The following is a 24,566-nucleotide window of genomic DNA, read 5'->3' as shown; positions in this document are numbered from 1 at the left end:
TTTGAATCTAACTACTAAAAATTTATTTAGTGGTTAGAATAATACATTATGTTATAATCGTTGTCAAAGATAACGCAAAAGGTGTGTCTCATAATGAATCAACAAACGAATTTTCCACATTTCTCTGATCACCTCTTCATCAACTTGATGAACACGATGAAGATGCATGAAAGTAGTCCGACAGATCTGTTAGCAACAGCATCGGATGGCTTGGAATGGATCGAGTTGATGAGGGAAAAGGGATTACTAACAACTAGACAGGTAGAGCGGATCAATGAAGGTCCTCTCCATATGAACGATCTTAGAAACTTTCGTGATCAGTGTCGCGCGTACTTTGCTGAGGAAGATGAAAACGTGATCGGCGTGCTGAGCACGATGACGGAAACAGCACCGCTTTCTTTTATCATAGAAGACGGAAGCCTAACTCCACTCCCTTCACAAGGTGGTACGAACGGACTTCTCTCGATCATCGCGCTTTCAATGCTGGAGCTTCAGGAAAGTGGGACGTTAACAAAGGTTAAAGCATGCGAAAATGACGAATGCCTCGCTTTTTTTGTGAATCAAAAAGGAAAGCGAAAATGGTGCTCCATGGAGGTTTGCGGAAATCGCACGAAGGCGAAGAAGCATTATCAAAAAACAAAAATGTCCCAAAACAAAGGATGAGGCCACTTGGGACCTCATCCTTATTTTCTGTAGAGGAGTGAAACAATGCTCACGATCAAGCAAATCACCCCGTCTGATCTATACCCTTCTATGCTAGACACGTTTAATAGAAACCAAGAAACATCGCGCGTGCTCGTGAACGAAAATGGAAGTCTCGTCGAAAAAGAAGATCACTTCAAAGACAAATGGTCCCTAACCCGTAAGCGAGAAATCGTCCAGCACTTTCGAGATGTGACTGAAGGCGGTGGCGCAGTGATCATTGCGAATATGGATACGACTGTTGTAGGTTTTGCCGTCATCGAATCAGAAGTATTCGGAGACCGATCCCGCTACCGAGAGCTATCCTACATCCACGTCTCTTCAGAACATCGCGGGAATGGTATTGGCAGGAAGCTTTTCAACGTCGTGACCAACGTCGCAAAGCAGCTTGGTGCTGAGAAATTGTACATAGGCGCGCACCCGTCGATCGAAACGCAGCGCTTCTATTTCAGTATGGGGTGCGTGCTCGCGGAAGAAATGAACGAAGACATTTACAACCGTGAACCGCTGGATCTTCAGTTAGAATATACGTTGTGAGGTAGGTTCGGGCGACTCCTACCTCAACAACGCCCGTACTTCATTAACACCATCATCCGTAATCATACATCCCCTAACGCCTTTGTTCACTTCAATAAACCCTTTATCGCGGAGCTCACTGAGCACACGTTTTACTTTCCCCTCTCCTATCACGATTCCTTTGTTCTTAAGCTCCGATACGATTTTTCTTCGGCCGATGCCATATTTTTTATGAATCATGAGAAGAACTTCTTCCTTCTCACTTAATACACTGACCGGGCGTGGCGATACCTCCGCTTCCTTCAAGAAATAGCGCGGAAGATCACGGAGCGCAATTCGTTCATTTGGGAGCTTCATGCTCACGATGTATTCAACAACGTTGATCAGCTCTCTCACGTTCCCTGGCCATGGGTGTTGGATCAAGAAATCCACGGCATCTTTCTCAATATATTCATTGGCGTGATACACTTCTTCTTCCGTGAACGTATTAAGATAGTGATGCATCAACGGGAGAATATCTTCTCGCCTTTCCCGCAGTGGAAGGGTGTTCAACGGTAACACGTTAAGCCTGTAGTAGAGATCCTGTCTGAACGAGCCTTCTTGAACTTTTTCTTCAAGATCAAGATTCGTCGCGGCTATGATCCTCACGTCGATCGGCACTTGTTCCGTTCCACCGACGCGTCTCACGCTTCCTTCTTGGAGAACCCGCAATAGCTTCACCTGAAGATCGAGCGGCGCATCACCGATTTCATCCATGAAGATCGTGCCGTTGTGCGCCTCTTCAAACAAGCCCCGCTTTCCACCTTTCACAGCCCCAGTAAACGCGCCTTCTTCGTAACCGAACAGCTCACTTTCTAAAATAGTTGGCGATAGCGCAGCGAAGTTCACCGGAACAAAGGGCTGGTGTGACCGGAGCGATTCATTGTGGATCGCCTGAGCGAGCAGCTCTTTTCCAGTCCCGCTTTCGCCCTGAATCAAAATTGCCGCATGACGTTTCGCCATTCGCTTCGCTAACGCTGTCATCTCCATCATCTTTTCATTTCGCGAATAAAGGTGATGAAAATCGTAGCGCGCGACAAACTTCTTGTTTTTGATTTTTGATCGAATGACCGTGTCGAGTTCCTTTAACGTATCGTAGTTTTCAATCTCAAGTAAATAGCAGATGACGCCTTCTTCATTCTCGACCCGATCGACGGAGACGATGTACGTATTCCCGTTAAGTTCGACCACTTCGTCCTCATGTTCGCCATCCGTTTTAAACTGAAATTCTTCTCCAAGAAAATCGCTGATCGTAGGCTGCTTCCGAGGCGTATCGTTCAGCATCCAGTTCATCTTTTCATTCGAATACATGATGTTTCCGTCATCATCACAGAACAGCAAGGCCTTTCCGAACTTATCAAAAATCGTCGTTAACAGGAGGTTCGATTGATCGTACTTCTGGTTCAACGTTGATAGGTATTTCGTTAAGCCGATGATATCACTTACGAACTCAGACGATGCGAGCGTTCCTGCTTCGTGCAGATGATCGAGCTCAAACATGATTTCAGTAATCGTCGTGATGTCCACCTGACGATTTCCAATGTCGATCACGTCATGTATTTCTTTCGGAACAAGCTGGCTCTCCCCTGGTGTGATTGCGACCTGGCACGTTGGATAGCCATCGATGCCTGGATAGTAAGGATGGAGCGAAAGCGATTGAAAACCGTGGCTCTTCAACTGATCCATCGCTTCGAGACAGCTTTCTTTCGTATCGTTCACAAGAAGAACATCCGTCTTTTCTTTTAGCGAAAATACAGGTTCGATAAAATCATAGCTAAGAGCTCTTCTCGCGACGATAATTTTCTTCGCCCCTTTTATATAGTCAGCAGCAAGGTTCAAAACAGTTTCACCTGTGACGAGGACAACGCTGTTTTCAAAGCGTTGATGAATGCCTCTTTCAATCGCATACCCTTTCACGACCACGTTGTTCCCGAGATACCGTTTTACCTGTTCGACGACACTATGTAATGTATTTTCTCCTAATGAAATGACGATGAGTTCTTTCATATGCAAGCTACCTCTCATTCTGTATCTATTCGAACACGCCTGATCTTGTTATCTCGTATTCTCTCATAAAAGCAGATCCGTTGATATATACGTCCTTTATGTTCAGCTCTTCATCAAGGAGAAGTATGTCTGCGTAATTTCCTTCAAGGAGTGAGCCACGCTCATCAGCTAGTCCAAGTCCCTTTGCAGGCGTGATCGTAAACGGTTTGAGCGCTTCTTCTAATGGAAGTCCGCATCCTTGAACGAGTTCTTTGAACGCTTGTAGCGATGGTTCAAATCCTGCCACCGCAAGGCCGTTCAAGTTTCCATCATGATCAAATGATGGAAGACTACCATTCGCATCGGAGCTCATCGTGATGTTCTCTGTCGGCACCCCGTTTTCAATAAGGTACTGCATCGCCTGTGCTGGGCTTAACGACCCGGTACTTGTTTTCGTGACCGTGTTCGTCGTGATATCTAGCAATCCACCGCGACGGCCAAACTCGATGGAAGCTTCCAATAGACTTTCCGTTCGATTAATATGCGTTGGACTGAAGAGGCTGATCGGAAAATCTGTTTCTTCAAGTACTTCATAGATTTGCTCGTAGTGATTCTTCCCGCTTCCCATGTGAAGGTGAACGAATCCTTTTTTCTTAGCGAGCATCGAAGCAACCCTCGTGTAGCTAGCAAGACGCTTCAGTTCTTCGTTCGTGACGTAAGAAGAACGATGATCCTCGATTGCAAGCTTCAATCCGAGCACTTCTTGAAAGAAAAGAATATCTTCACGCAGGTCGCCGGTAATGGTATTCGATGGATACCCATAGCCACCGGTTAACATGTAGGCGTTCATGCCCTCTTCCCTTAACGCCTTCGCCTTCGACAGCAAGTTCTTCGTGTTTCGTCCGATGTCGTTTGTTCCAAGCAATCCAACGACCGTCGTGATCCCGCTTCTAACGAGCGTACCTAGCTGAACTTCAGGGGTCGAAGAGGAGAAGCCCCCTTCACCTCCACCGCCTGTGATATGAACGTGTCGATCGATGAAACCAGGCACGCACGAGGTGCCTGTCCCATCGATGGTTTCAAACTCCACGCCGCTCAACTCGATCGAATCCTCGATCGTGACGATACGGTCACCCGCAATCAGCACATCTTTTTTTCCTAAAAAGTCCGGTGCGTAGACGTTTGTTTGTTGTATTAACTTCAGCATGAATGATCCTCCTGTCGTCCCGTACTAAATTTTATACTGTGCTTCTTGCTCTGAATCGACCTTCATCGCCCCAGGCTGTTTCTCTACTTTTGTAATCGAAAAGCCTGTGAACCCGAACAAGATCGCAAAAATGAATCCGACGTAACACATGATTGCCCATGGTAAGTATTCGATAACCGGTACTCCGAGCGTGCTCGACATGTACACACCAGCGAGTGACCATGGCACGATCGGCACGACCACTGTTCCGGAATCCTCAAGCGTACGAGATAAGTTCTTTGCGTGAAGACCTCGCTCTTTGTAAACATTTTTAAAGAGTTCACCTGGAATCAAGATCGATAGATAAGAACTACCCGTGGTGACCGCCATCGTAATACACGAAAGCACTGTCGCAAGGACCATGCTGCCTGTTGACTTCGCTTTTTCATTAACCTTTGCAAGTACAACTTCAAGCGCGCCGATTTTACTCAACACCCCAGCAAAGGAAAACGCACAAAACGCGATCAGCGTGGTGCCCATCATTGAACTCATTCCGCCACGGTTCATCAAGTTCGCAACTTCTGGCGCAATGGTAGCTGGATCCATCGATGCTGCCATCATCTCAACGTTAAATCCATTCACACTTGCAAGAAACGCACTTTCAAGCGTCACACCTTGGAACACGAGTCCAAGAAGAATCGCAACGATGGAAGACGTAAGCATAACTGGAATCGTTGGAAACTTCATGATCGACCCACCGAGCACGATGATGACAGGTAGTATCAATAAAATGTTCCAATCAAACATCGTCCCTAGCGTCGACGTCATCATTTCAAGCTTTTCTTCGTTCCCACTATCACCCGTCAGCGCAGATTTCCCAACAAAGAAATAAATAATCAAGCCGACTAACGCTGCTGGAATCGAGGTGTACAGCATATGTCTGATATGCTCATACAGCTCACTTCCCGCTGCAGCTGGTGCAAGGTTCGTTGTATCAGAAAGTGGTGATAGCTTGTCACCAAAGTAAGCACCCGCGACTACCGCTCCTGCCGTCATCGGTAACGACACACCTTGAACGATCGCGATCCCCATGATCGCAACACCGATCGTACCCGCAGAGCCCCAAGACGTTCCTGTGAACGTCGATACGACTGCTGTTACGATGAATGCTGTGATCAACAAGTAACTAGGATTGATGAGTTCAATTCCGTAGAAGATCATCAATGGGATCGTCCCAGATAACATCCACGTCCCAATCAACACACCAACCGTGATCAAAATCAGAATCGCCGGCATCGCTTTCGCCGTCTTTTCGACTATGCCATCCTGCATCTCATTCCACGACACGCCAAGTGACTTTCCGATGATCGCTGCAATGATAGCCGCTGTAATCAATAATGGCTCAGCACGTAGATGAAACACCCCGTACCCAATACCTAGCAACAGCAACATCGAGACAATTGGAAGTATGGCTAACAAAAATCCTGGCTTTCTCTTCATGAATAGTTCCCCCTTTTATTTTTACCGCTACTTTTATACAAGCAAGTTCCGTGCCAACATTTTAATTCTTCAAAAAACGGTGAAAACAAAGGGGGTTCTTTGTTTGGAGAGATTAGTAAAACGAGAATGAAACGGGATAAAACGGGACTGTCGGGATGTAGTGGACCACTCAAGATCCCCTCACCCCAAAACAACAATTGGTTCTGTTTGGGTGTTGTAGGATAAAAAAGAGGTGGTCAGGTATGTTCCTGACCACCTCAGATGTGTAGATCAAGCCTCCGCTTGATACTGCTTCTTCAACCAATCGACGATTCTCATGCCATCGCGCTCACGAATTGTTTCAACGTCTTCAAGCGCAAGAACTTTCCCATTTCGAATCGCAATGACCATCTCGAGCAACGGCTCGATCTCCGCCACTTCGTGCGTCGTGATGATAACGGTTTGTTTTTCTAGATCAATAAAAGAAAGCAACCCTTTTACAATTGAATCTCTTACCATAGGGTCAAGTCCGGATAGCGGCTCATCCATTAGAATGATCGGAACATCTCGCGCAAGCGTGAGGGCGATCTTCACCCTTCCGCGGTTCCCTTTCGAGAGATGCTTTACCTTCTGTTCGCGATCAACTTCCATAAAATCAAGAATTTCGAATGCCTTTTCTGTATTAAAATCAGCGAACTGACTTGCAAAGAAGGAGATCGTTTCTTTCACAGAATAAAAGGAGTAATATTCATCTAACTCTGAGAGGTATGCAACTTTATCTGCTGTTCGCCTCGTGACAGGCACTTCGTCGATCGTTACGTTTCCTTCAGTAGGTCCAACAAGGCCTGCGATCATCTTCATAAACGTCGATTTCCCGCTGCCGTTCGATCCAACGAGACCGATGAGCTTTCCTTCTGGGATCGTTACATTCACATCTGACAGGGCACGTTTTGTTAAATACCGTTTCGATACGTTCTCAAAAGTAATCATGCGTTATTCTCCTTTTCATTCGTGACGTACGTTCTGATGCCATCGATCATATCTTCTGATGAAAATCCCATCTGCTTCATTTCTTCAATAAAATTCTGGATGTGGTTGAGCTTCAGCTCTTCTCGAAGTTCGCTAAGCCTTTCTTTTTCCTCGGTCACAAACGTTCCCTGCCCTCGTTTTGTCTCCACGATCTCCATCCTCTCCAGTTCATTGTAAGTGCGTGACACTGTATTTGGATTCACACCCGATTGAATCGCCATTTCCCTTACAGAAGGAAGCTTTTCACCGGCTTTCCTTTCGCCTTTAATGATTTCCCAGCTAATGCGATCTACGAGCTGCAAGTAAATCGGCTTTGAGGGATTAAACTCTTCTCCCATTCCTTACACCTCCACTTTTCGATCAAGTAACCAACTTGTTACGAAGAAAATAACGACTAAGAGGATTGTATCGAAAATCACGTTTCCAATTGGAAATGGAACCGTAGACGTGGATATTTCAAACGCTTCCTGCGTCACTTCCATACTTAATGGAGACGGAAATTGAACGTAACCCCAGTCCATCAATGCTTCTCCAGCACGCGTTCCGCTAAACCATCCTCCAAACCAGCTGATTAAACCGATGAGCACAAGAACAACAAGCAGCGCCCAGCGCCCGATATACGTTTTCAACACTTGATACGCCGTCCAATAAAAGGTAACCCAAATCCCCATCGTGAGGGCACCTGCCAAAATGACGGCTAAAACGTAAGCTCCTAGCAGCCAAACGTTGTCGATCGGAAGCACAATGTCAGCTGTCTCAAGGTTAAACGCTATGAGAGACAGAACACTGACAACAACGAGTGAAATCAACAGTGCGAGTAATCCATTCAGCACTTTTGCGCCAATAAGACGCGATCCAGACTGTGGATTATGAAGCCAAAGATGCAGCTTCCGTCCTTCACTGTTCAAACTAATCAATAAGTAAATGGGCAGGAAGAACATGTGCATAAAAGCGAGTACGCCTCCAACTATTGCGGTCAGATAGGGCACTTCCCATCTTTCTGATGCCACAAAGATACCGATCATCATCACTATGTCAAACGCAATCACGGCAAATAAAAACGTTCTCGTCACGCGAAATTCCTTCCGAAAAAGCCCACTCCAATTCATCATTTTACAACTCCCCTTAATTAATGTGTTGGTGTATTAGTTACATAGTACACTGGTATCCTAGAAGAGTCAATCGGTTTTTTGTAAATATTTGTTTTTGGGCTGTCTTATTAGCTGAGGAAGCGCGCTTTTATTGGGGTTTCTTCTGTAAAAATAAAAATTCAGGCAGCTTTTTTGGCTGCCTGATTCTTGAAAGGTGAACAAGAGGGTCACTAACTAGATACCCCAGTGCCTGCTCTTCCCTCAATTTATCTTCTTATAATCACTTTCTATTAACCTTCAATACTCGCGCAACATTCTCCGCAGTCCTCTCCACATTCAGAGCTCCATTCCGAAGCGCCTCATCAAGCGTCACCACACCATTCACCACGCTAAATGCGGCATCGATGCCGTGATCAAAGACCGCTTCATAACCCTCTCCAATACTTCCTGCAATCGCAATGACTGGTAGGTTAGGCTGAAGCGCCTTCGCTCGTTTTGCAACACCAACCGGCGCTTTTCCATGAATCGTCTGTGAATCGATGCGTCCCTCTCCTGTTATTAAAAGGTCAGCACCGTTGATGCGGTTTTCAAATCCAATTACATCGAGCACTAGGTCGATACCGCTACGTAATTCTCCGTCAAGAAAAGCGAGGATGCCAGCACCAAGCCCTCCGGCCGCCCCAGCACCGCTCTTGTCACCAACGGATTTCCCTAAGTCTCTCTGAATTACTTTCGCGTAATGAGCAAGACACGCATCTAGTTCGCTAACCATCTCTGGTGTAGCTCCTTTTTGCGGCCCGAATACGGCAGATGCACCGCTTTCCCCCGTCAATGGGTTCGTCACATCACACGCAGCTTCGATCGAAACTTCTTTCAAGCGGCTATCGAGTCTAGTCGCATCGATGGAATGAAGTTTCGCTAATGCTTCGCCCCCAAAAGGCAGTTCTTCACCCTTTGAATCTAGCAACCTAACACCGAGAGCCTGTGCCATGCCTGCGCCACCATCGTTCGTCGCGGAGCCTCCGAGACCGAGCACGATTCGTTCGACACCGTGATTCAGTGCGCCTAGAATCAGTTCACCGGTTCCAAACGTCGTCGTCACGAGCGGGTTCCGCTCACCTCTTGGAACGAGATGAAGCCCAGAAGCAGCTGCCATCTCGATGATCGCTGTCTTCCCGTCACCCGTTATTCCGTAGAAGGCTTCTATCTTTTTTCCAAGTGGACCTGTGACTTCTTGCGTGACGATCTTACCCTCTGTCGCATCGACGACCGATTGAACCGTTCCTTCACCACCATCTCCGACAGGAAGATGTGTAAAGGAGGCTTCAGGATACACCTTCAGAAACCCCTTTTGTACAGCGTCGCACACTTCTTTCGCTGTTAAACTCTCTTTAAATGAATCTGGTGCGATGACGATGTTCATTTCATCACCCTTTACGATTTAATCCACATGTATTGATAAGGAGATAGTGTGATAGACTTCTCAACGTTTTTCTTACTGATTACATCATGCCCACCATACGGAAGTTCGACCGAAACCTCCTCATTCGCTGCATTCACAACGAACAGAACCTCATCACCTTCACTTCTACGAATCAATGAAAATACCTTTTCGTCCACGTCGATGATTTCTTGTTCTGCGAAAGGAGAAAATGCTGGTTCATTCTGGCGAAGACGAATCAAGTTTTTCATACCATTGAAAACATCATGACGCCTCTTTGACGACTCTAACTCTTCAACAAGTGCATCATACTGAAACTTTTCACGATTGATCCGTCGGTTGATCCCAGAAGACTCCAGTCCCTCATCATCATTCTCAGAACCTAGCAGAGAATGGTAGTAAACGGCTGGGACACCCATCACTGAAAAGAGAATCGAGTGCGCAGCTAGCATTTTTTGAATCTGCGTATCTTCATCTTGCTCATCAGAATTGATGAGCGCATCCATGTAATTGATGTTCAGCTCATATGGTGACTCTGTGCCGTCAGGGTTACTTTTATACGAAACGCGTCCACCGTTCGCTAGCACTTTATCCGCAAGCGCAACCCGCTCTTCTTCTTCTAAAATTCCTTCCGTCGGACGCATACCGATGCCGTCGTGACTCGCGAGAAAATTGAAGTACGTCGCTTGATCAGACACTTTACCGATCGTTTTCGCCCAGTCCGTGAGCGTACGGGTGTTATGTGTTGTGAACGTGTGGAGCACGAGTGGCGGCAGCGAGAACTGATACACCATATGCGCTTCGTTTTCTCCGTTACCGAAATAGCTGATGTTCTCTTTGTGCGGAACGTTCGTCTCCGTGATGAGAATCGTGTTGAGCTCAAGCTCTTCTAACAGTTCACGCCACAACTGAATGATCGCATGCGTCTGCGGCAGGTGGATCGACGTTGTGCCGGATTCCTTCCACATAAACCCGATCGCATCGAGTCGGATGCTCGTCCCGCCGCGATACGCATACTCTAGCAGTATCGTCGTCATCTCAAGTAACGCTGGGAAATGCCTGAAGTTGATGTCGACCTGATCTTCACTGAAGGTTGTCCATGCTGTTTTACCGTTTTCGTACTGATGGAAAAGGGGGGACGTACGCGGACGAACAACGTTCGACGCATCGAAACCTTCTTCTTCACGGATAAAATAGTTCGCATACGTCGGATCATCGTTCAAGTACCCTTGAAACCACTTGCTTGATTTCGACATGTGGTTCGTCACGAAATCAAACATAAGACGGTAGTTCTCTGAAAGACGCTCGACATCAGACCAGTCGCCTAGATCCGGATGAATCTCACGGTAATCCACAACCGAAAACCCATCGTCAGACGTATACGGGAACATCGGCAGCAGATGAACGTCCGTGATCTCATTTTTTGCGTATTCGTTTATAAACGTATTGAGCGTCTGAAGCGTAGGCTCATCACCCTGACGAATCGCGTCTCCATACGTAATGAGGTACACGTTCTTCTCTGTTAATGGAGAAATGTCCTTCCAATCCTTCTTCTTCCATTCCTCGACGATGTTCACGATTTCTTCTTTGTATGACGGAGAATACTCCTCACCATAAATGGTTTGGAGTAAACTCTCGACCTTCTCTTTAAACTTCATCGCACATCCACCTTTACGTTAAGCGTCACATACCCTTTCGGCGCTACTGTTACGTCGCCTTCGATCACGTTTCCATCCTTTTCATCGAGCTTCGTTTGCATGATCGACTCGATCGAATCACTCGTTAGCGCAACGAGCTGTTCTTCGTTCGTCGGGTTAAACAGGCGAAGAATAAGATTTTGATCATCGTACGCTTGTTTTATCGAGCTAAAGAAAACATTCTCGTTCGAAGCGTTCAACAAGCTGAATTCTGTTGGCAGCGCATCGACCGGATACGGAATTTCAAAGCGATCCAATCGCTCTTCAAATGTGTTCAGGTTTTGCTTCTGATAGCTCACACCGTGGTCGTTGTACTGATCGACGAGACGGAATAGTGAAGACTCATCGAATCCTTCTGCAAAATGAAGCGCGTATTCGAACGTCATCTCGCCCTGCATCTCGGCGTCAGGTGTATACACGACTTTGTTGTTGATCCCTGATGCGCGACCAGGACGCCATGCGAGGTTGTCTCTTCCAAGCAGGCCAACGCTTCTGAATAGGGTTAGCGCGAGTTCTCCTGTTTCTTTTAAAAGCTGATACTCTTTGATCCCTTTTGTCACAACAGCTGACGTTAGCTCGCCATTCGTCGCACCAGCAAGGTTTTCGAGCGGATAGATCGGGACAGGTGCTTCTGCGAACTTCTGCTCTCTCCAGTTCGCCATGTACGGGTTAACCGTCGGGCGCTGAATCAAGCTGAATCCTTGATCACCGAAAGAGTTCTCCGGTTTTTCAAGCGACGTTTTTAGCAGCACGCTTACTCTGTGGTCTTTCACGTCGTTGTCGATGTGATGGTTCACTCGAATGAACGCTTCGTTTTGGTGAAGCTCGAAGCTTGAGCGAATCACGAGCTCTTTCGTCGTGATGCCAGCTTTTCGCTCTTCAAGATCAGCTGGTACCGTTAGCGAATGCTGAACATCCATCACTTCTACGCGAGCGTGCTTCGTAACAGAAACTCGATCCACTTCAGAAGTGAAGATCGGCTCGTCGCCATCTAACGGGGAGAAGTCATATGAATCACCTGCGTCCGCAACGTCTTCAAAGCGCAGGAAGTTCGGAATCGTCACATCGTTCGCTTTGATGTGAAGTAGAAGCGTACCGTTTTCCTCGCTGATCGAGAACGCCTCGTTTTCAATTTCTTTCTCAGTTTCTACGCTCGCGGTAACTCCTTCACCTTCAACCACTTCATACGTCTGATACCCCATCGCAGGCAGCTCAAGTTCATGAAGGAGCACTTCACTTCTGTAGTAGCCAGGTGCTTCCACCTGCTTTTCACCCTCAGCCGTCACGACGATCGTCTTTCCACCGCTAATATACTCTTGATTCAGCGTATCGAACGGAACGTTTTCCCCATTCATCGTCTTCACTGAAAGCTCCTTCTCTCTTGTGAAAAGAACCGCCTTCTGTGAGCCTTCAAACGGACTCGGCAGCAGGTGGAACAAAACGAGTACGGCGTCTTTTCCGAGCTTTCGGCTCACCGCTTCTGTCATCTGCTTTTTCAGTAGGTTCAAGCAACCGTCGGCCATGCGGATGACTTTTGTTAGTCGGTTTACGATCTCCTGATTCGTATCGTCAGAGTTACATCCGCCGATGCTGTCGTGGGCGTGGACGTCGAACAGCATCTTCCACATCTCATCGAGCCATGCTTTCGGATACTTGAAGCCAAGCGTACTCGCGATGCTTCCAAGCGGCTCGAGTTCGTTGATGATCTTCTTCTCAGCGATGTCGTTCAACTTCTTGATGTCATAGCGCTGTGAACGGATCGTGTTGTGGATCCGTGATTTCTGAGTTGCGATGAGTTCGCCCTGTATTTCGTTTGTAAAATCGCCATCCTTAAACGTTTCTTCCATGAACGTTTCAAAGTCTGACAGCACGTATTCATGCTTGTCGTCCTTCTCGTTCAGCGCCTTCACGGTTTCAGGGAAATGCTCACGAACGAGCACCTGATCACCGCCTGAAGGAAGCAAGAGGTTATCCGTGCTTTTATTCAGCGCTGAAATTTTATCTAAGATCGGAAGCAAGCGCTCTTCCATATAGTCATCGTCTGAAGAGAGAAATTTCCCAGGTCCATAGCCGAAGTACATGTTGTTCGCTTTGATGCTCGCACCGTCCGGAGACGTCCAGTGAAAGTTCAGGTCGCCGTTCAGCTGATCCGTGTAGATACCACGCTGTAAGATACTGTAGTCGATCCCGAACTCTCTAAATAGCGATGGCAAATACGTGTTTTGCCCGAAAATGTCTGGGAGGTAGCCGATGTTCATGCTGTGACCCATTTTTTCTGCGATTCGCGTTCCGTAAAGCAGATTCCGTATGAGCGACTCTTTGTTTACGAGGAGCGAATCTGCCTGTGTGTACCACGGTCCTACGTAGATCCGCTTTTCTTTGATCAACGTGCTAAGGCGCTCTTTTTCCTCTGGTCGAATGCGTAAATATTCATCGATGATGGAAGACTGCGCGTCGAACACGTAGCCCGTGTAATGCGAGTCGTTTTCCATCACGTCCATCAAGCGATCCATATTTTCAACGAGTAAAAGGTTCGAATCTTCTATTGTGAAATACCACTCACGGTCCCAGTGGGAGTGCGGTACGACGTATACTTTTTTTTGTTTCAATCTGTTTCCCTCCAGTACCTTTTAAAAGAAAAAGGGCACTCTTTTTCAAGATGCGCCCTCTATGTGATTTAGTTTGCTTGAAGCTCTCGTTTTTTGATCATCGCAAAACGGATGAAGATGTTCGCGAATGCGATGAACGATGCACCAACGATCAGGCCTAATAGATATGCCCATAGGTTATCGACAAGCGGCCAGCCCCAGAATGCTGGGAGCGGGAGCCACTGAACGGCACCTAGTAGAACCGCCGTACTCGCACCAACGATCGCACCGATGATGTTGATCGGAATCGTGATGAGCGGGTTACGAAGCATGAACGGAATCGCCCCTTCACTGATCGCGATGAATCCTAGTAGTAATGCCGTGTTTCCTGCGACACGAAGGTCAGCTTCAAATACGCGACGACCGACAACGTACTTATCGATAACCGTTGCGAGTCCAAGTCCAATTGGCGGAATAACGATCGCAAGAACACGTGCTGTTAATGGATATACTTGATCTGCTGCGAGTCCGATCGCGATCGCACCAGCTGCTTTGTTGATCGGTCCGCCAAGATCAAATGCTGTTGCTGATGCGATGATCGACGCGAGCACAACGTCACCTGTTCCTTGAGCGGATTCGATCCAGTTACGAAGAACAACATTCAGTCCTCCAAATACGGGATCGATTACATAAAAGTTTAAAAAGAAGATCGATAGAACACTGATTGCAGGGATGAGGAACATCGGTTTCATCGCCTGGAAGTTCTTGCTGAGCTGAATCTTTTGATTTAAGAAACGGGAGATGTATCCTGCTGCTAGACCGAGGATAAGAGCTCCTAAGAATCCTGATGGAATGCCTTCGATTCCCCAGAACGTGTGGTGAAGACCGCCTGCGAATGCGCCTCCGATAAAGCCTGCCACTAGCCCAACGCGGTCAGCGAGTGAGTACGCGACGAATGCTGCAAAGATCGGGTACATGAACTTAAAGATCAAGACGCCAAACTTGTCGAGGTGGTGCAGGATCACGAATAGTTCATTTGAGTGTGTTGCATATTTCGCTTCATGAATTTCATTCACAAGACCAAATGGCATCGCGCCAAGCTTTGCGATTCCCATCATAAGACCAGCTGCAACGATGACCGGAATCATGTAAGAGATCCCTGTCATAACCGCTTGTACCGCGTCTTTTAGGAATCCGCCACCGTTTGATCCAGTGGACTTAGATTCTTCCTCTTCCCCGTTCGTTTCGACAACACCGTCCGGTTTCGATAGTGCTCTTTGAAGCATGTCCTTACTATGCTTCAACGGTTCAGCAACGCGCGTTTGAACGTAGTTCTTTCCTTTAAATCGCTCTTTCTGCTTTGGTGCAATATCTGTTGCGAAGATGACCGCGTCAGCTTTTTCGATCACGGGTGCTGTAAGCTCATCTTCAATTCCGTTTGCACCTTGCTTTTCAACGAGTACATTGATACCGAGTTCTCGCCCCGCTTTTTCAAGTGCTTCTGCTGCCATGTACGTATGGGCGATACCTGTCGCACATGCTGTGATAGCAACGACCGTTTTCGTGTATTCTTTTTCTTCACTAACTTCTTCTTTCTCTTCAATATCTAGTCGAGATAGAAATTCCTCTGCGCTATTTGTCGCCATCAACCCTTCCATATAGCCTTCGCGCATTAAGTTCGTACTCAATGTGGACAATACTTCTAGGTGTGTGGAACCCGCTTCACTTTCTGGAATCGCTATCAAAAATACGAGTTGTACGTTGTTCGTAGGATCGATGCTCTCCCAATCTTCAAGCGGCGTCTTCAGTCTCGCTACGGCGAACGTTGCTTTTTTCACTGCGGATGATTTTCCATGTGGGATCGCAAGCCCTCTCTCCATTCCGGTCGGTGATAGCTCTTCACGCTTTAAAACCGCTTCCAAAAATGGCTGTTCCGATTCAACATAGCCTTCCTTTACTAAATTTGAAATAAGCTGTTTGATCACTTGTTCTTTACTCTCTGCTTCAACGTCGAACAAGATTAAATTATGATTCGTCATCTGTCTTAGTTGCATCTCGTCACTCCTATCTATTCCGATATGAAAACACTTACAAGTTCTTATATTATTGTTTTATCATGAAAACAACGGGTGTTTCTGTACATTGTCTGTACAATTGTACAGACTGACGCGTCAGCATGCTATACTGAAACGAGCATATATCGAAAAAAGGAGCAATCACATGGGCAAGATCATTGATCAGTTTGGTAATAGCCTTGCGAACTTAACGCCGACAGAAAAGCAGGTGCTCTATTACATCGATCAGCATTTAACAGAGGCGAAGAACCTTTCACTAACGGAAATCGCAAAAGTGAACAACGTGAGCACGACGACCGTCGTCAGGATGTCACATAAGCTAGGGTTAGAAGGATTTTCTGAACTGAAATATAAACTGAAAAGCGCGGATGAAGAGAGCGGAGAGCTTGAAGAAAACCCGATCGAAAGCTACAAAAAGGGCTTCGTTCAAGCGTTTGAAACGATTCAGCTTCATGAGCTCGACCGTCTGAGCGAGCGAATCCATCAAGCGAATCGCGTCATCGTCGTCGGGGTAGGTTTGTCAAAAATGATGGCCGAATACTTCAGTAAGCTGCTCATGCAGACGAACAAACAGACGCATTATACATACGAATCGCACATGATCGACCTTCTTCCGAACATGGTGAAGGCAGACGACCTCGTATTTTTCATCTCGACAAGCGGCGAAACAAAAACGCTCATCCACGCAGCAGAAAAGCTCTCGTACTTGGTCGCAGACACCGCCGCGATCACGAACTCATCCGACTCTACGCTCGGCAGCATGGTCAACACGAACCTCAGCATGACCGTTGGGAAAGTGAAGTTCGCTGGGTATGATATCACAGCAAGATCGACGCTCATGCTGCTGATCGATTTATTGTTTGAGAGTTATTTGAAGAAGAGTGTAGGGAGTTAGGGATAAAAAAAGCTCCGCAGTCACCAGCTGACTGCGGAGCTTTCGCAACTCCATTTGATATTCTTCATTATTCACCGTCAAACTTCGTTTGTAACATACGTACTGTTAATATTTTTTATTTCATTTTTCCTTATTGCGAATATAAAGAAAGGTGTAATTACAGGAAATATTATGGAGAGGATAAGCATGATTAACGATTGGTTTGAAAATTTTTCATAGATCCAATAAAGTGAAATATAATAAACCACCAAATAAGCAATGATTACAAAGATGCCTAAAATCGGTATCCACCCTAGAAGAGCAGCGCTTAAGAGCATGACAATCAAAATCGTTCCACCATTATTTTTAAGCTTTTCTGATACTACTTCTCCCATTGTGTAGTGATTCAATATTGGAACAAAAGCAAACCATCCATTCTTTATTCCCAATCTCTCAGCCATTCTCATAAGACCAATCCCACAAAATATCTGCCAAACGATTGCACAAAACACAAATAACCCAATCCCGATAACTAGAGCCATTACAAAATACCCTTCCGCTTCTGATGGCGCATAGTAGTTGTTCAATTAGCTCCCCCCTTTTTTAAAAAACAATACTCTATATATAAGCTTCAACACCGTGACTTAGACTAAAATTACTCCTTCACATAACCCTTTACTTATTATTCGTCTTAACTTTAAATCAGTTTTGTATTGTTGTTTTGATGCTACCCCATATATGCCATGTTCCTCTCTAAATAAACAGACAATTCCAATACCATTTCTCCATAAAAAAAGAGCTAAGGTTTCTCCTCTTCACGAGAAAACCTTAGCTCAATCAAACGCACTATACAGTTATGTGGACTCTTCCTGAACGGACTCTTTTGTAGGTGAAAACCACCCGATCAGTGCGATCGCGACTAATACACCATAGAAAATCAGCGTCCAAAGTAGACTATGTGGGAAATGATGATCGATGATCCCAATATCTTTGTGTGCAAGAGTAATGATGGCAAGTTTTACACCCACCCATGCAACGATCGCATACGCGGTTGTTTCAAGTGCAGGACGTTTTGTAAGAAGCTTTACGAACCACGTTGCAGCAAACTTAATAAGGATTAGTCCTGCGATACCGCCGATCAAGACAACGGTAAACTGTCCGCCGTCCATTCCACCAAAGTCGCCTAGAGGGGAATCTGGTAGACCGAGTGCGATCGCAACCGCTGCTAAGATCGAATCGATTGCAAATGCGAGGTCAGCCAGTGCAATCTTCCCAACTGTCGGCCAAAAGCCTTTGCCTGCTGCTTTCTCTTCTTCTTCCTTAGAAGGCGGTTCATGCTTGATGCGTGCCTTTATAATGTGTTTTAACCCTAAGTAAAGAAGATAAGCGGCACCGATCGCTTGGATCTGCCATACGTTTGCGATGAATGAGATTGCAAAGAGTGCACCAAATCGAAAGACAAACGCCATGATGATTCCATAATTGATCGCCTTCTTCTTCTCATCTTCTGGTAAGTGCTTGGCGATTACAGCTAGTACGAGCGCATTGTCTGCAGATAGCAGCCCTTCTAATCCGATCAGGATTAATAATGCCCACCCATACTCTAGCCAAATTGTTGATTCCATTTCGTTCTCTCCTTCCACAATCAAAGGTGTGCTGAGTTTAGATTCTCCTATTAAACCATAGACAATTCCATTTAGTCTTCTTTAATGGCTTTAGGGAACGTAAGCATCCTTTTATGTATTGCTTCAACCTTCTTTAAGTTTAAGTTTAAAATTGGAATATGTATCGGTGTCTTACTCCTCTACCGTAAACAACTCACTCATAATCTTTTCTTCCTGCCGTTCATAAACTTCACTACCATATCTCATGAAATCAAATCCACAGTAAGTTTGCGTCACTTGTAAAATTTCATATTCTGCATTCTCTTCATATGGACCGACATCCCCCGCTATTCCACGATAAATGCATTCTTCATCAATAGCTATTCGCTCACCTTTTTCATCGGAATAATAGTAAGTATCGGTTACTTCCCCTTCCGTTCTATCAGATGATGTTCTTGCCTCTGCATATTGAACCACATCTCCTACATACGTGTAGACCTGTTCTGCTATATGTAACGAAACTACGTCTCGATCGTTCTCTTTTTTAAGCTCTTCTTCACCAGGCATATTGTATAAAACCACGATCGTCCCTTCGTATCCTTCAGGAATCACGTACGTTCTGTTCGTTTTTTCTGTTGTGTGTAGTTGAGAAACTGGCGTTTTTTCTGCTATTTCGAGTTTCGGAAGCTCCCATATACCAAATAGCAATGCGAATAATACAAGAGCATTACCTATTGCTATCTTCACTCGAAAAGTTCGAAGCTTCCGATGTTGCCACTCTTCCGCTATGAAGAAAAACACGGCTGCTATAACTGCAAATAAATACAACCCTTGGATTGCCACAAATGTAACAACTGCCATGAACAAATGAATAAATGCCGCTATGATGAAGCGAAACGACGGGACTTTGTTTGAAACCCAATCAGATAAAAAGGAGACAGGGATACCATAGACGAAGTTGCCTATCGCCGTTAGTACCATAACCATCATCACAAATCCAAAATCACCAATACTGGGCATTCGCCCCTCATCAAAGGTTCCTAGAATCAACCCAGCCGTTCCTATAAGTAAAGTAGAAAATAACGCTGATAATACCTTAGTCTTTACCCTCATCTTCCTCCCCCATAACCTAGAACTATCATGTGAATTACTTCACATTGATTGTATCATAAATAGAAAAGGTTTCCATTAAAAAAATTGGAGCCTAAGAAAGAGGAAAAAGTCGTTCAGAATACGTGAAACCTGGAGTGCTTGGATGTAAGCACTCCAGGTTTAGCTTTGAACCTTAGTAAAATCCTTTATGAAATTTTCAGGTCGCCTATCGCATCTGATCCCGTTTGTCGGATTTTAGCGCACCGGATCACAAAGCTCTACGACATCCTCATCTTCCGTCCACTTTGAATACAGTTCCAGCGTCCATTTTTCCGGAACCCTTTTATAACCATTCTCATCGATCCATTCATGCAAATGAGAATAAACTTTAAAAATGTCAGATGCATACCCTTTAAACGTTAGAACAGCACGTTTTTCTTTCGGAACAGTAAGCGAAACCATGTCTTCCGGAATGTCTTCATGCTCCTCTACTTCAAAACAAACCCAATAGCCATCATCTTCTGTAGATTCCGCCGCCTTAAAGGCACCGATGAGCTTCACCGGTTGAACGAGATGCTTGATCTCATTTTTTCGACGAACGAGTAACTGCGAGGCTTTAGGAATCTCTTCCGCATATCCAGCCATATCTTTGCACACAACCCGAAAACCGACCAGCTTCTTTTCACCGATTTCTTCTACACCCTTGATCTTCACCGCATCGAGCTTTTCCATGTGTATCCCACCTCGTAGCGTATTGTATTAACACCTCACGTACTTTCGCTTAAACCCAATCTTCCCACGGTCGACTTGTTTTTGAATCGTTTCAGAAGCGTTCAAGATGCTGCTCTTTTTCTTGTCACGCTTCATCTCAACCGGTCCAACTGCTTTCGCAACCTCGACCGCCTTGTCGTGGAGTGACACGTAGGAGATGCCTACAGTTGAAATAAAATTGTTCATCGATGCCTTTGTCCGTTCTGGCGCGTCATGAATGGATTCTGAGGCTTGATCAAGCATCTTCGAAAGCTTATCCGTGTCGAACTCCTCATCCTTCCGATTTCCAAGCAGCCAGCAGTAGCAGCTCCAGCCGGCAGACATCTTCAGGTCTTCCCCACTCGCGATCCATTTGTCACTCACCTGTTGCGCAATTTCTGTTTCCGCTAACGTGACGGCAACAACATAGTCTGAAATCATATAAAAATACGCATCGTCGATCCACCGCTCAAAATCTGCTTCCGTCATCGCTTCTGGTTCAGCGATAATTCCTGCAAAATACATCGCATCGTAGTTCCCAGTCGCATAAAGCTGCTCAGCAAGCTCTTGATCTTGCTTAATCTTTTTCGCGATCGGCTTCATTTGCCCAGTAGCCACACCAAAAACAGGCTCGTGTGCACCGCTTGAGATGTACATTTTCTTCGTACGTTCCTTACCAAGCGTTTCTAATTCATGCAAGACCGTTTGTGCATCCATGCTTAACACTCCTTTTTTTGACGGTCTAGAAAACACCATTTTCGTTTGGAGAATCCTCTGGCACTGCTTGACCGATATCCCATGCTTCTACGACAAGACCATCTTGAAAACGGAAGAGATGAACAACAGCGGCACCGAGGTCTTCAGGGTGTTGTTTAATATGGGAATGAACGGCAACGACGTCTCCGTCCTCGACCACATGCTTCACGTCAAACACTTTATCAGGTGCTGCTTCATCATTCTCTTGCATCGCGGCCATCAATGATTCGCGATCACCTTTAAAATACGGATTATGGTGGATAAAGTCCTCTGCTATGTACTTGTCAAACGCGACTCTGACCTCGCCTGCCACAACGTGTTCTAGTAACGATACTGCTTTTTCTTTATTGGATTGCATTTTCTTCTCATCCTCTCGTTGTTCAATGATGGTCTTTCTTCAACACACCTAAATATGCTTCCCACGGACCAACATCTTCACGATAGCGTTCTGCCATCACGCGCACGATTTGCGAGATATGCGTTAAATCGTGTACGACCCAGGTGGAAAGCAGTTCTCTTAGCTTTACTTCACCGAAGGCAGGATGGTTTCCTGTAAGTTCAAACTGTGCGTCGGATTTAATCAGGCCGATCACGATCAGAACGTTTTGTGCTCTAAGTCGTTTAAACGCTGCGAGCTTTTGATCGATCGAGCTATCCGATGCCTTACTTAAGTGAGCATCACGATCGAAAGGAGGAAAATCTTTATTTTCACTTTCCACAATCGTCCGTAACCTCGGAATCCAGTTCGTTTTCTCACACTCGATCAAATGATCGATCACTTGTGACGTGCTCCACGTGCCTTCTCCTTCATTGCACGTTAACCATCCTTCTGATAATCCAGAAAGAAAGCTCTCCAACGTTTTTGGCGTTCGTTCAAGCATCCCGATCGCTTCTTTAAGATTAAAATCCATCTGCTGTCTCCCCCATCCCGATAAAAAGTGTAGAGAAGCGTTTGCTCCTCTACACCGTTCTTTTTTAAACCCTTACCATCTAGCTGTTAGCATTTTACGTCTCGTATAAAACTCTACCCCGTCAGACCCGTTCGCATGAAGATCTCCGTAGAAGGAATTCTTCCATCCAGAGAACGGGAAGAACGCCATCGGAGCAGGTACGCCGATGTTCACACCAAGCATGCCCACTTCGATTTTCTCACGGAACGTGCGAACATTGCTACCGTTCTGAGTAAACAGGCATGCGCCGTTTCCGAAGTCTGATTCATTCGTTAGTGCGATCGCGTCTTCAAGACTCTTCACTCGCACGATTGAAAGCACCGGCGCGAAGATTTCGTCTTTCCAAATTTTCATAGAAGATGTCACGTTATCGAAAATAGTCGGTCCGATGAAGTAGCCGCCATCATGATACGCTTCATCTTTTCGACCGTCGCGCACGAGTGTTGCGCCTTCCTTCTCACCGTGCTCAATGTAGCTTTCCGTTCTCTGTTTATGTTCTTGTCGAATGACTGGGCCGAGGAACACGTCGTCTTCAAGTCCATTCCCGATCTTGATTTCGTCCGCTTTTTCATTCAGCTTTTGAATGAGTGGATCTGCCACGTCATCAACTGCAACAACGACAGAGCATGCCATGCAGCGCTCTCCTGCTGATCCGTAAGACGCTGCGATAATTTCTTTTACCGCGCTATCAAGATCAGCATCAGGCATCACGATGGAATGGTTTTTCGCACCCGCGAGTGCTTGGACACGTTTACCGTGAGAAGATGCCGTCTTATACACATACTCCGCAACTGGCTGAGATCCTACAAAGGAAATGGCAGGCACGTCTTTATGCTCAAGAAGCCCGTTCACAACATCATGTGCACCATGGACGATGTTCAAGACACCATCAGGTAACCCCGCTTCTTTAAAAAGCTCCGCGAGTCGGTTCGCGAGCAGCGGCGTGCGTTCTGACGGCTTCAGGACGAACGTATTCCCCATTGCAATTGCAAGTGGAAACATCCAGCATGGCACCATCATCGGGAAGTTGAACGGCGTGATGCCGCCGACTACTCCGACTGGGTAGCGATACATCCCCGATTCGAGGTTCGTCGCGATATCAGGAAGCTGTTTTCCCATCATCAAACTCGGCGCGCCAGCTGCGAACTCAACGCACTCGATGCCTCGCTGAACTTCTCCATACGCTTCTTTATAGCTTTTCCCATTTTCTTCTGTGATCAGTTTCGCTAGCTCATCCCAGTGATCGACGAGAAGCTGCTGGTATTTAAAAAGAATACGCGCTCGTTTTGGAACAGGAACTTGACTCCACGACTTGTAGGCATCCTTCGCTACCTGAACGGCCCACTCTACGTCAGCTTTCGTTGAGATTGGAACTTGAGCGATCTCTTCACCCGTCGCAGGGTTTGGAACAGGCTGAAACTGATCCGTTTTTGCATCTACCCATTCACCGTCTATATAGTTCTTTAGTACGTTTGTCGCTGTCGTCGTCATGTTTCGATCTCCCTTCGTTTTAGCGCGTTATTTTTTCTAATCGATAGTCATAGCACATCGTATACAGATTTTCTAACTCTTCTTGAGAAGGCAGGCGCGGGTTATTTTGAGGACTGCCGCTATTGAGCGCATCCATCGCCATCTTTGGAATCGCCTTTTTAAACGCCCCTTCATCGATTCCCCACTCTTTCAAGTTCGGAATCTCAAGCGTCGAACAGAGCTCTTTCACGGATTTCACGGCGATCTCGGCTGCTTCGCTGTCTGAACGTGCTTCATCAGGCTTAAAAATACGACCAAGATCAGCCAGTCGATCGGTACAAAGGTCTTTGCTGAATTCGAGCACGGCTGGCAGCAGCATCGCGTTCGAATAGCCGTGCGGCACATGAAAAAGCGCTCCGATCGGACGAGACATCCCGTGCACGAGGCAGACGGACGCATTCGTAAATGCCATTCCAGCTTGGAGTGCCCCGAGACTCATCGCTTCGCGAGCATCAAGATTGTTTCCATCACGGTAGGCGGTGACGATGTTTTCGACAAGCAGTTTCATAGCCGAAAGCGCGATCGTATCCGTCATTGGGTGCGCACGCTTTGAAAGATACGCTTCGATCGCATGACTGAGTGCATCGACGCCCGTTGCAGCAGTTACGTGCGCTGGGGACGATACGGTTAAAAGCGGATCCACGATCGCAACGTCCGGCATGAACGCAGGCTGTTTCATCATCATCTTCACATCATCTGATGTGTTCGTGATGACCGTGACGTCCGTTGCTTCTGACCCTGTTCCTGCTGTCGTTGGAATCGCAATATGCGCTAGCGGCGCTTTCTTGGCAGATGTACGATTGGCTCTGTAGTCCCCTATGTATCCTCCGTTCGTCGCAAGAACCGCGATCGCTTTTGCCGTGTCGATACAGCTTCCCCCACCGATTGAAAGAACGAGGTCACATGCGGTGTTCTTCAGTTTTTCAAGAGATTCACTCACATAGAGATCTGTCGGCTCAGATTCCACGCCCGTATACGTTTCGCTCTCGATCCCTTCCTTCTTAAGCAGTTCCTGACATTCATCCACATATCCGAGTTTCAGCATAACCTCGTCCGTTACAATGAGGGCTTTCCGTCCTTTCAAGGCAGCTTGTACGCCAACTTGTTGGAAAGACTTCCTCCCATATAGGATCGTCTGAGGTGTACGAAAAACAGCAAAATGTTCCACAACATCTCTCCTT

At 46.3% G+C, this 24,566-nt stretch carries 22 protein-coding genes; 3 read left to right on the top strand and 19 right to left on the bottom strand.

Going from position 1 to position 24,566, the window contains the following annotated elements; translation table 11 throughout:
* Window positions 1-93 precede the first annotated feature (93 nt).
* Window positions 94-663: a CGNR zinc finger domain-containing protein gene (locus PFZ69_RS10845; protein WP_270181097.1), complete on the top strand. Its 570-nt coding sequence runs from the start codon at window positions 94-96 to the stop codon at window positions 661-663.
* 45 nt (window positions 664-708) lie between these two features.
* A complete protein-coding gene (locus PFZ69_RS10840) occupies window positions 709-1,239 on the top strand; it encodes a GNAT family N-acetyltransferase (protein ID WP_270181096.1) in 531 nt (176 codons plus the stop codon).
* A gap of 18 nt (window positions 1,240-1,257) precedes the next feature.
* Here PFZ69_RS10840 and PFZ69_RS10835 read toward each other — a convergent pair whose 3' ends face one another.
* From PFZ69_RS10835 to PFZ69_RS10790, 10 genes are all read right to left on the bottom strand, one after another.
* Window positions 1,258-3,264 carry a sigma-54 interaction domain-containing protein gene (locus PFZ69_RS10835; protein ID WP_270181095.1) on the bottom strand — a complete coding sequence of 669 codons (2,007 nt, stop codon included), beginning with the start codon at window positions 3,262-3,264 and terminating at the stop codon, window positions 1,258-1,260.
* A gap of 25 nt (window positions 3,265-3,289) precedes the next feature.
* Window positions 3,290-4,450, bottom strand: a complete 1,161-nt coding sequence (gene iadA, locus PFZ69_RS10830; RefSeq protein ID WP_270181094.1) for a beta-aspartyl-peptidase — start codon at window positions 4,448-4,450, stop codon at window positions 3,290-3,292.
* 24 nt (window positions 4,451-4,474) lie between these two features.
* Window positions 4,475-5,929 carry a Na+/H+ antiporter NhaC gene (nhaC, locus tag PFZ69_RS10825; RefSeq protein ID WP_270181093.1) on the bottom strand — a complete coding sequence of 485 codons (1,455 nt, stop codon included), beginning with the start codon at window positions 5,927-5,929 and terminating at the stop codon, window positions 4,475-4,477.
* A gap of 270 nt (window positions 5,930-6,199) precedes the next feature.
* The gene (locus PFZ69_RS10820; protein ID WP_270181092.1) at window positions 6,200-6,898 is read right to left on the bottom strand and encodes an ABC transporter ATP-binding protein; all 699 of its coding nucleotides are present in this window, start codon (window positions 6,896-6,898) and stop codon (window positions 6,200-6,202) included.
* On the bottom strand, window positions 6,895-7,275 hold the full coding sequence (locus PFZ69_RS10815) for a GntR family transcriptional regulator (protein ID WP_270181091.1): 381 nt from the start codon (window positions 7,273-7,275) through the stop codon (window positions 6,895-6,897). Before PFZ69_RS10815 ends, PFZ69_RS10820 begins: the two co-directional genes overlap by 4 nt.
* 3 nt (window positions 7,276-7,278) lie before the next feature.
* Entirely contained in the window at window positions 7,279-8,049 is a 771-nt protein-coding gene (locus tag PFZ69_RS10810) for a hypothetical protein (protein ID WP_270181090.1), read from the bottom strand.
* A gap of 259 nt (window positions 8,050-8,308) precedes the next feature.
* The gene (locus PFZ69_RS10805) at window positions 8,309-9,451 is read right to left on the bottom strand and encodes a glycerate kinase (protein WP_270181089.1); all 1,143 of its coding nucleotides are present in this window, start codon (window positions 9,449-9,451) and stop codon (window positions 8,309-8,311) included.
* A gap of 11 nt (window positions 9,452-9,462) precedes the next feature.
* Window positions 9,463-11,127: an alpha-amylase family glycosyl hydrolase gene (locus PFZ69_RS10800; RefSeq protein WP_270181088.1), complete on the bottom strand. Its 1,665-nt coding sequence runs from the start codon at window positions 11,125-11,127 to the stop codon at window positions 9,463-9,465.
* Window positions 11,124-13,775: a glycoside hydrolase family 38 C-terminal domain-containing protein gene (locus PFZ69_RS10795; RefSeq protein ID WP_270181087.1), complete on the bottom strand. Its 2,652-nt coding sequence runs from the start codon at window positions 13,773-13,775 to the stop codon at window positions 11,124-11,126. Before PFZ69_RS10795 ends, PFZ69_RS10800 begins: the two co-directional genes overlap by 4 nt.
* Before the next feature lie 68 nt (window positions 13,776-13,843).
* Entirely contained in the window at window positions 13,844-15,808 is a 1,965-nt protein-coding gene (locus tag PFZ69_RS10790) for a fructose-specific PTS transporter subunit EIIC (RefSeq protein WP_270181086.1), read from the bottom strand.
* A gap of 166 nt (window positions 15,809-15,974) precedes the next feature.
* Between PFZ69_RS10790 and PFZ69_RS10785 the strand changes: the two genes are divergently transcribed.
* Window positions 15,975-16,724, top strand: a complete 750-nt coding sequence (locus PFZ69_RS10785) for a MurR/RpiR family transcriptional regulator (protein WP_270181085.1) — start codon at window positions 15,975-15,977, stop codon at window positions 16,722-16,724.
* A gap of 77 nt (window positions 16,725-16,801) precedes the next feature.
* Here PFZ69_RS10785 and PFZ69_RS10780 read toward each other — a convergent pair whose 3' ends face one another.
* The 9 genes from PFZ69_RS10780 to PFZ69_RS10740 form a co-directional block, all read right to left on the bottom strand.
* Window positions 16,802-17,290: a hypothetical protein gene (locus PFZ69_RS10780; RefSeq protein ID WP_270181084.1), complete on the bottom strand. Its 489-nt coding sequence runs from the start codon at window positions 17,288-17,290 to the stop codon at window positions 16,802-16,804.
* Window positions 17,291-17,557: 267 nt separating this feature from the next.
* The gene (locus PFZ69_RS10775; protein ID WP_270181083.1) at window positions 17,558-18,328 is read right to left on the bottom strand and encodes a TerC family protein; all 771 of its coding nucleotides are present in this window, start codon (window positions 18,326-18,328) and stop codon (window positions 17,558-17,560) included.
* Between the two features lie 171 nt (window positions 18,329-18,499).
* Window positions 18,500-19,420 (bottom strand): DUF6843 domain-containing protein, encoded by a 921-nt coding sequence (locus tag PFZ69_RS10770; protein ID WP_270181082.1) that lies wholly within the window; start codon window positions 19,418-19,420, stop codon window positions 18,500-18,502.
* A 234-nt stretch (window positions 19,421-19,654) separates the two neighbouring features.
* Window positions 19,655-20,131 carry a GyrI-like domain-containing protein gene (locus PFZ69_RS10765; protein ID WP_270181081.1) on the bottom strand — a complete coding sequence of 159 codons (477 nt, stop codon included), beginning with the start codon at window positions 20,129-20,131 and terminating at the stop codon, window positions 19,655-19,657.
* A 27-nt stretch (window positions 20,132-20,158) separates the two neighbouring features.
* Window positions 20,159-20,866 (bottom strand): DNA alkylation repair protein, encoded by a 708-nt coding sequence (locus tag PFZ69_RS10760; protein ID WP_270181080.1) that lies wholly within the window; start codon window positions 20,864-20,866, stop codon window positions 20,159-20,161.
* Window positions 20,867-20,891: 25 nt separating this feature from the next.
* A complete protein-coding gene (locus PFZ69_RS10755) occupies window positions 20,892-21,263 on the bottom strand; it encodes a nuclear transport factor 2 family protein (RefSeq protein WP_270181079.1) in 372 nt (123 codons plus the stop codon).
* 22 nt (window positions 21,264-21,285) lie between these two features.
* Window positions 21,286-21,816, bottom strand: coding sequence for a DinB family protein (locus tag PFZ69_RS10750; protein WP_270181078.1), 531 nt, complete (start codon window positions 21,814-21,816; stop codon window positions 21,286-21,288).
* Between the two features lie 72 nt (window positions 21,817-21,888).
* Window positions 21,889-23,346, bottom strand: a complete 1,458-nt coding sequence (locus PFZ69_RS10745) for a CoA-acylating methylmalonate-semialdehyde dehydrogenase (RefSeq protein ID WP_270181077.1) — start codon at window positions 23,344-23,346, stop codon at window positions 21,889-21,891.
* Window positions 23,347-23,365: 19 nt separating this feature from the next.
* On the bottom strand, window positions 23,366-24,553 hold the full coding sequence (locus PFZ69_RS10740) for an iron-containing alcohol dehydrogenase (RefSeq protein WP_270181076.1): 1,188 nt from the start codon (window positions 24,551-24,553) through the stop codon (window positions 23,366-23,368).
* Window positions 24,554-24,566 lie beyond the last annotated feature (13 nt).

The sequence above is a fragment of the Alkalihalobacillus sp. CinArs1 genome (assembly GCF_947387515.1).
In the GTDB taxonomy this organism is placed as follows: domain Bacteria; phylum Bacillota; class Bacilli; order Bacillales; family Guptibacillaceae; genus Guptibacillus.
This window is presented reverse-complemented; position numbering and strand designations above follow the sequence as displayed.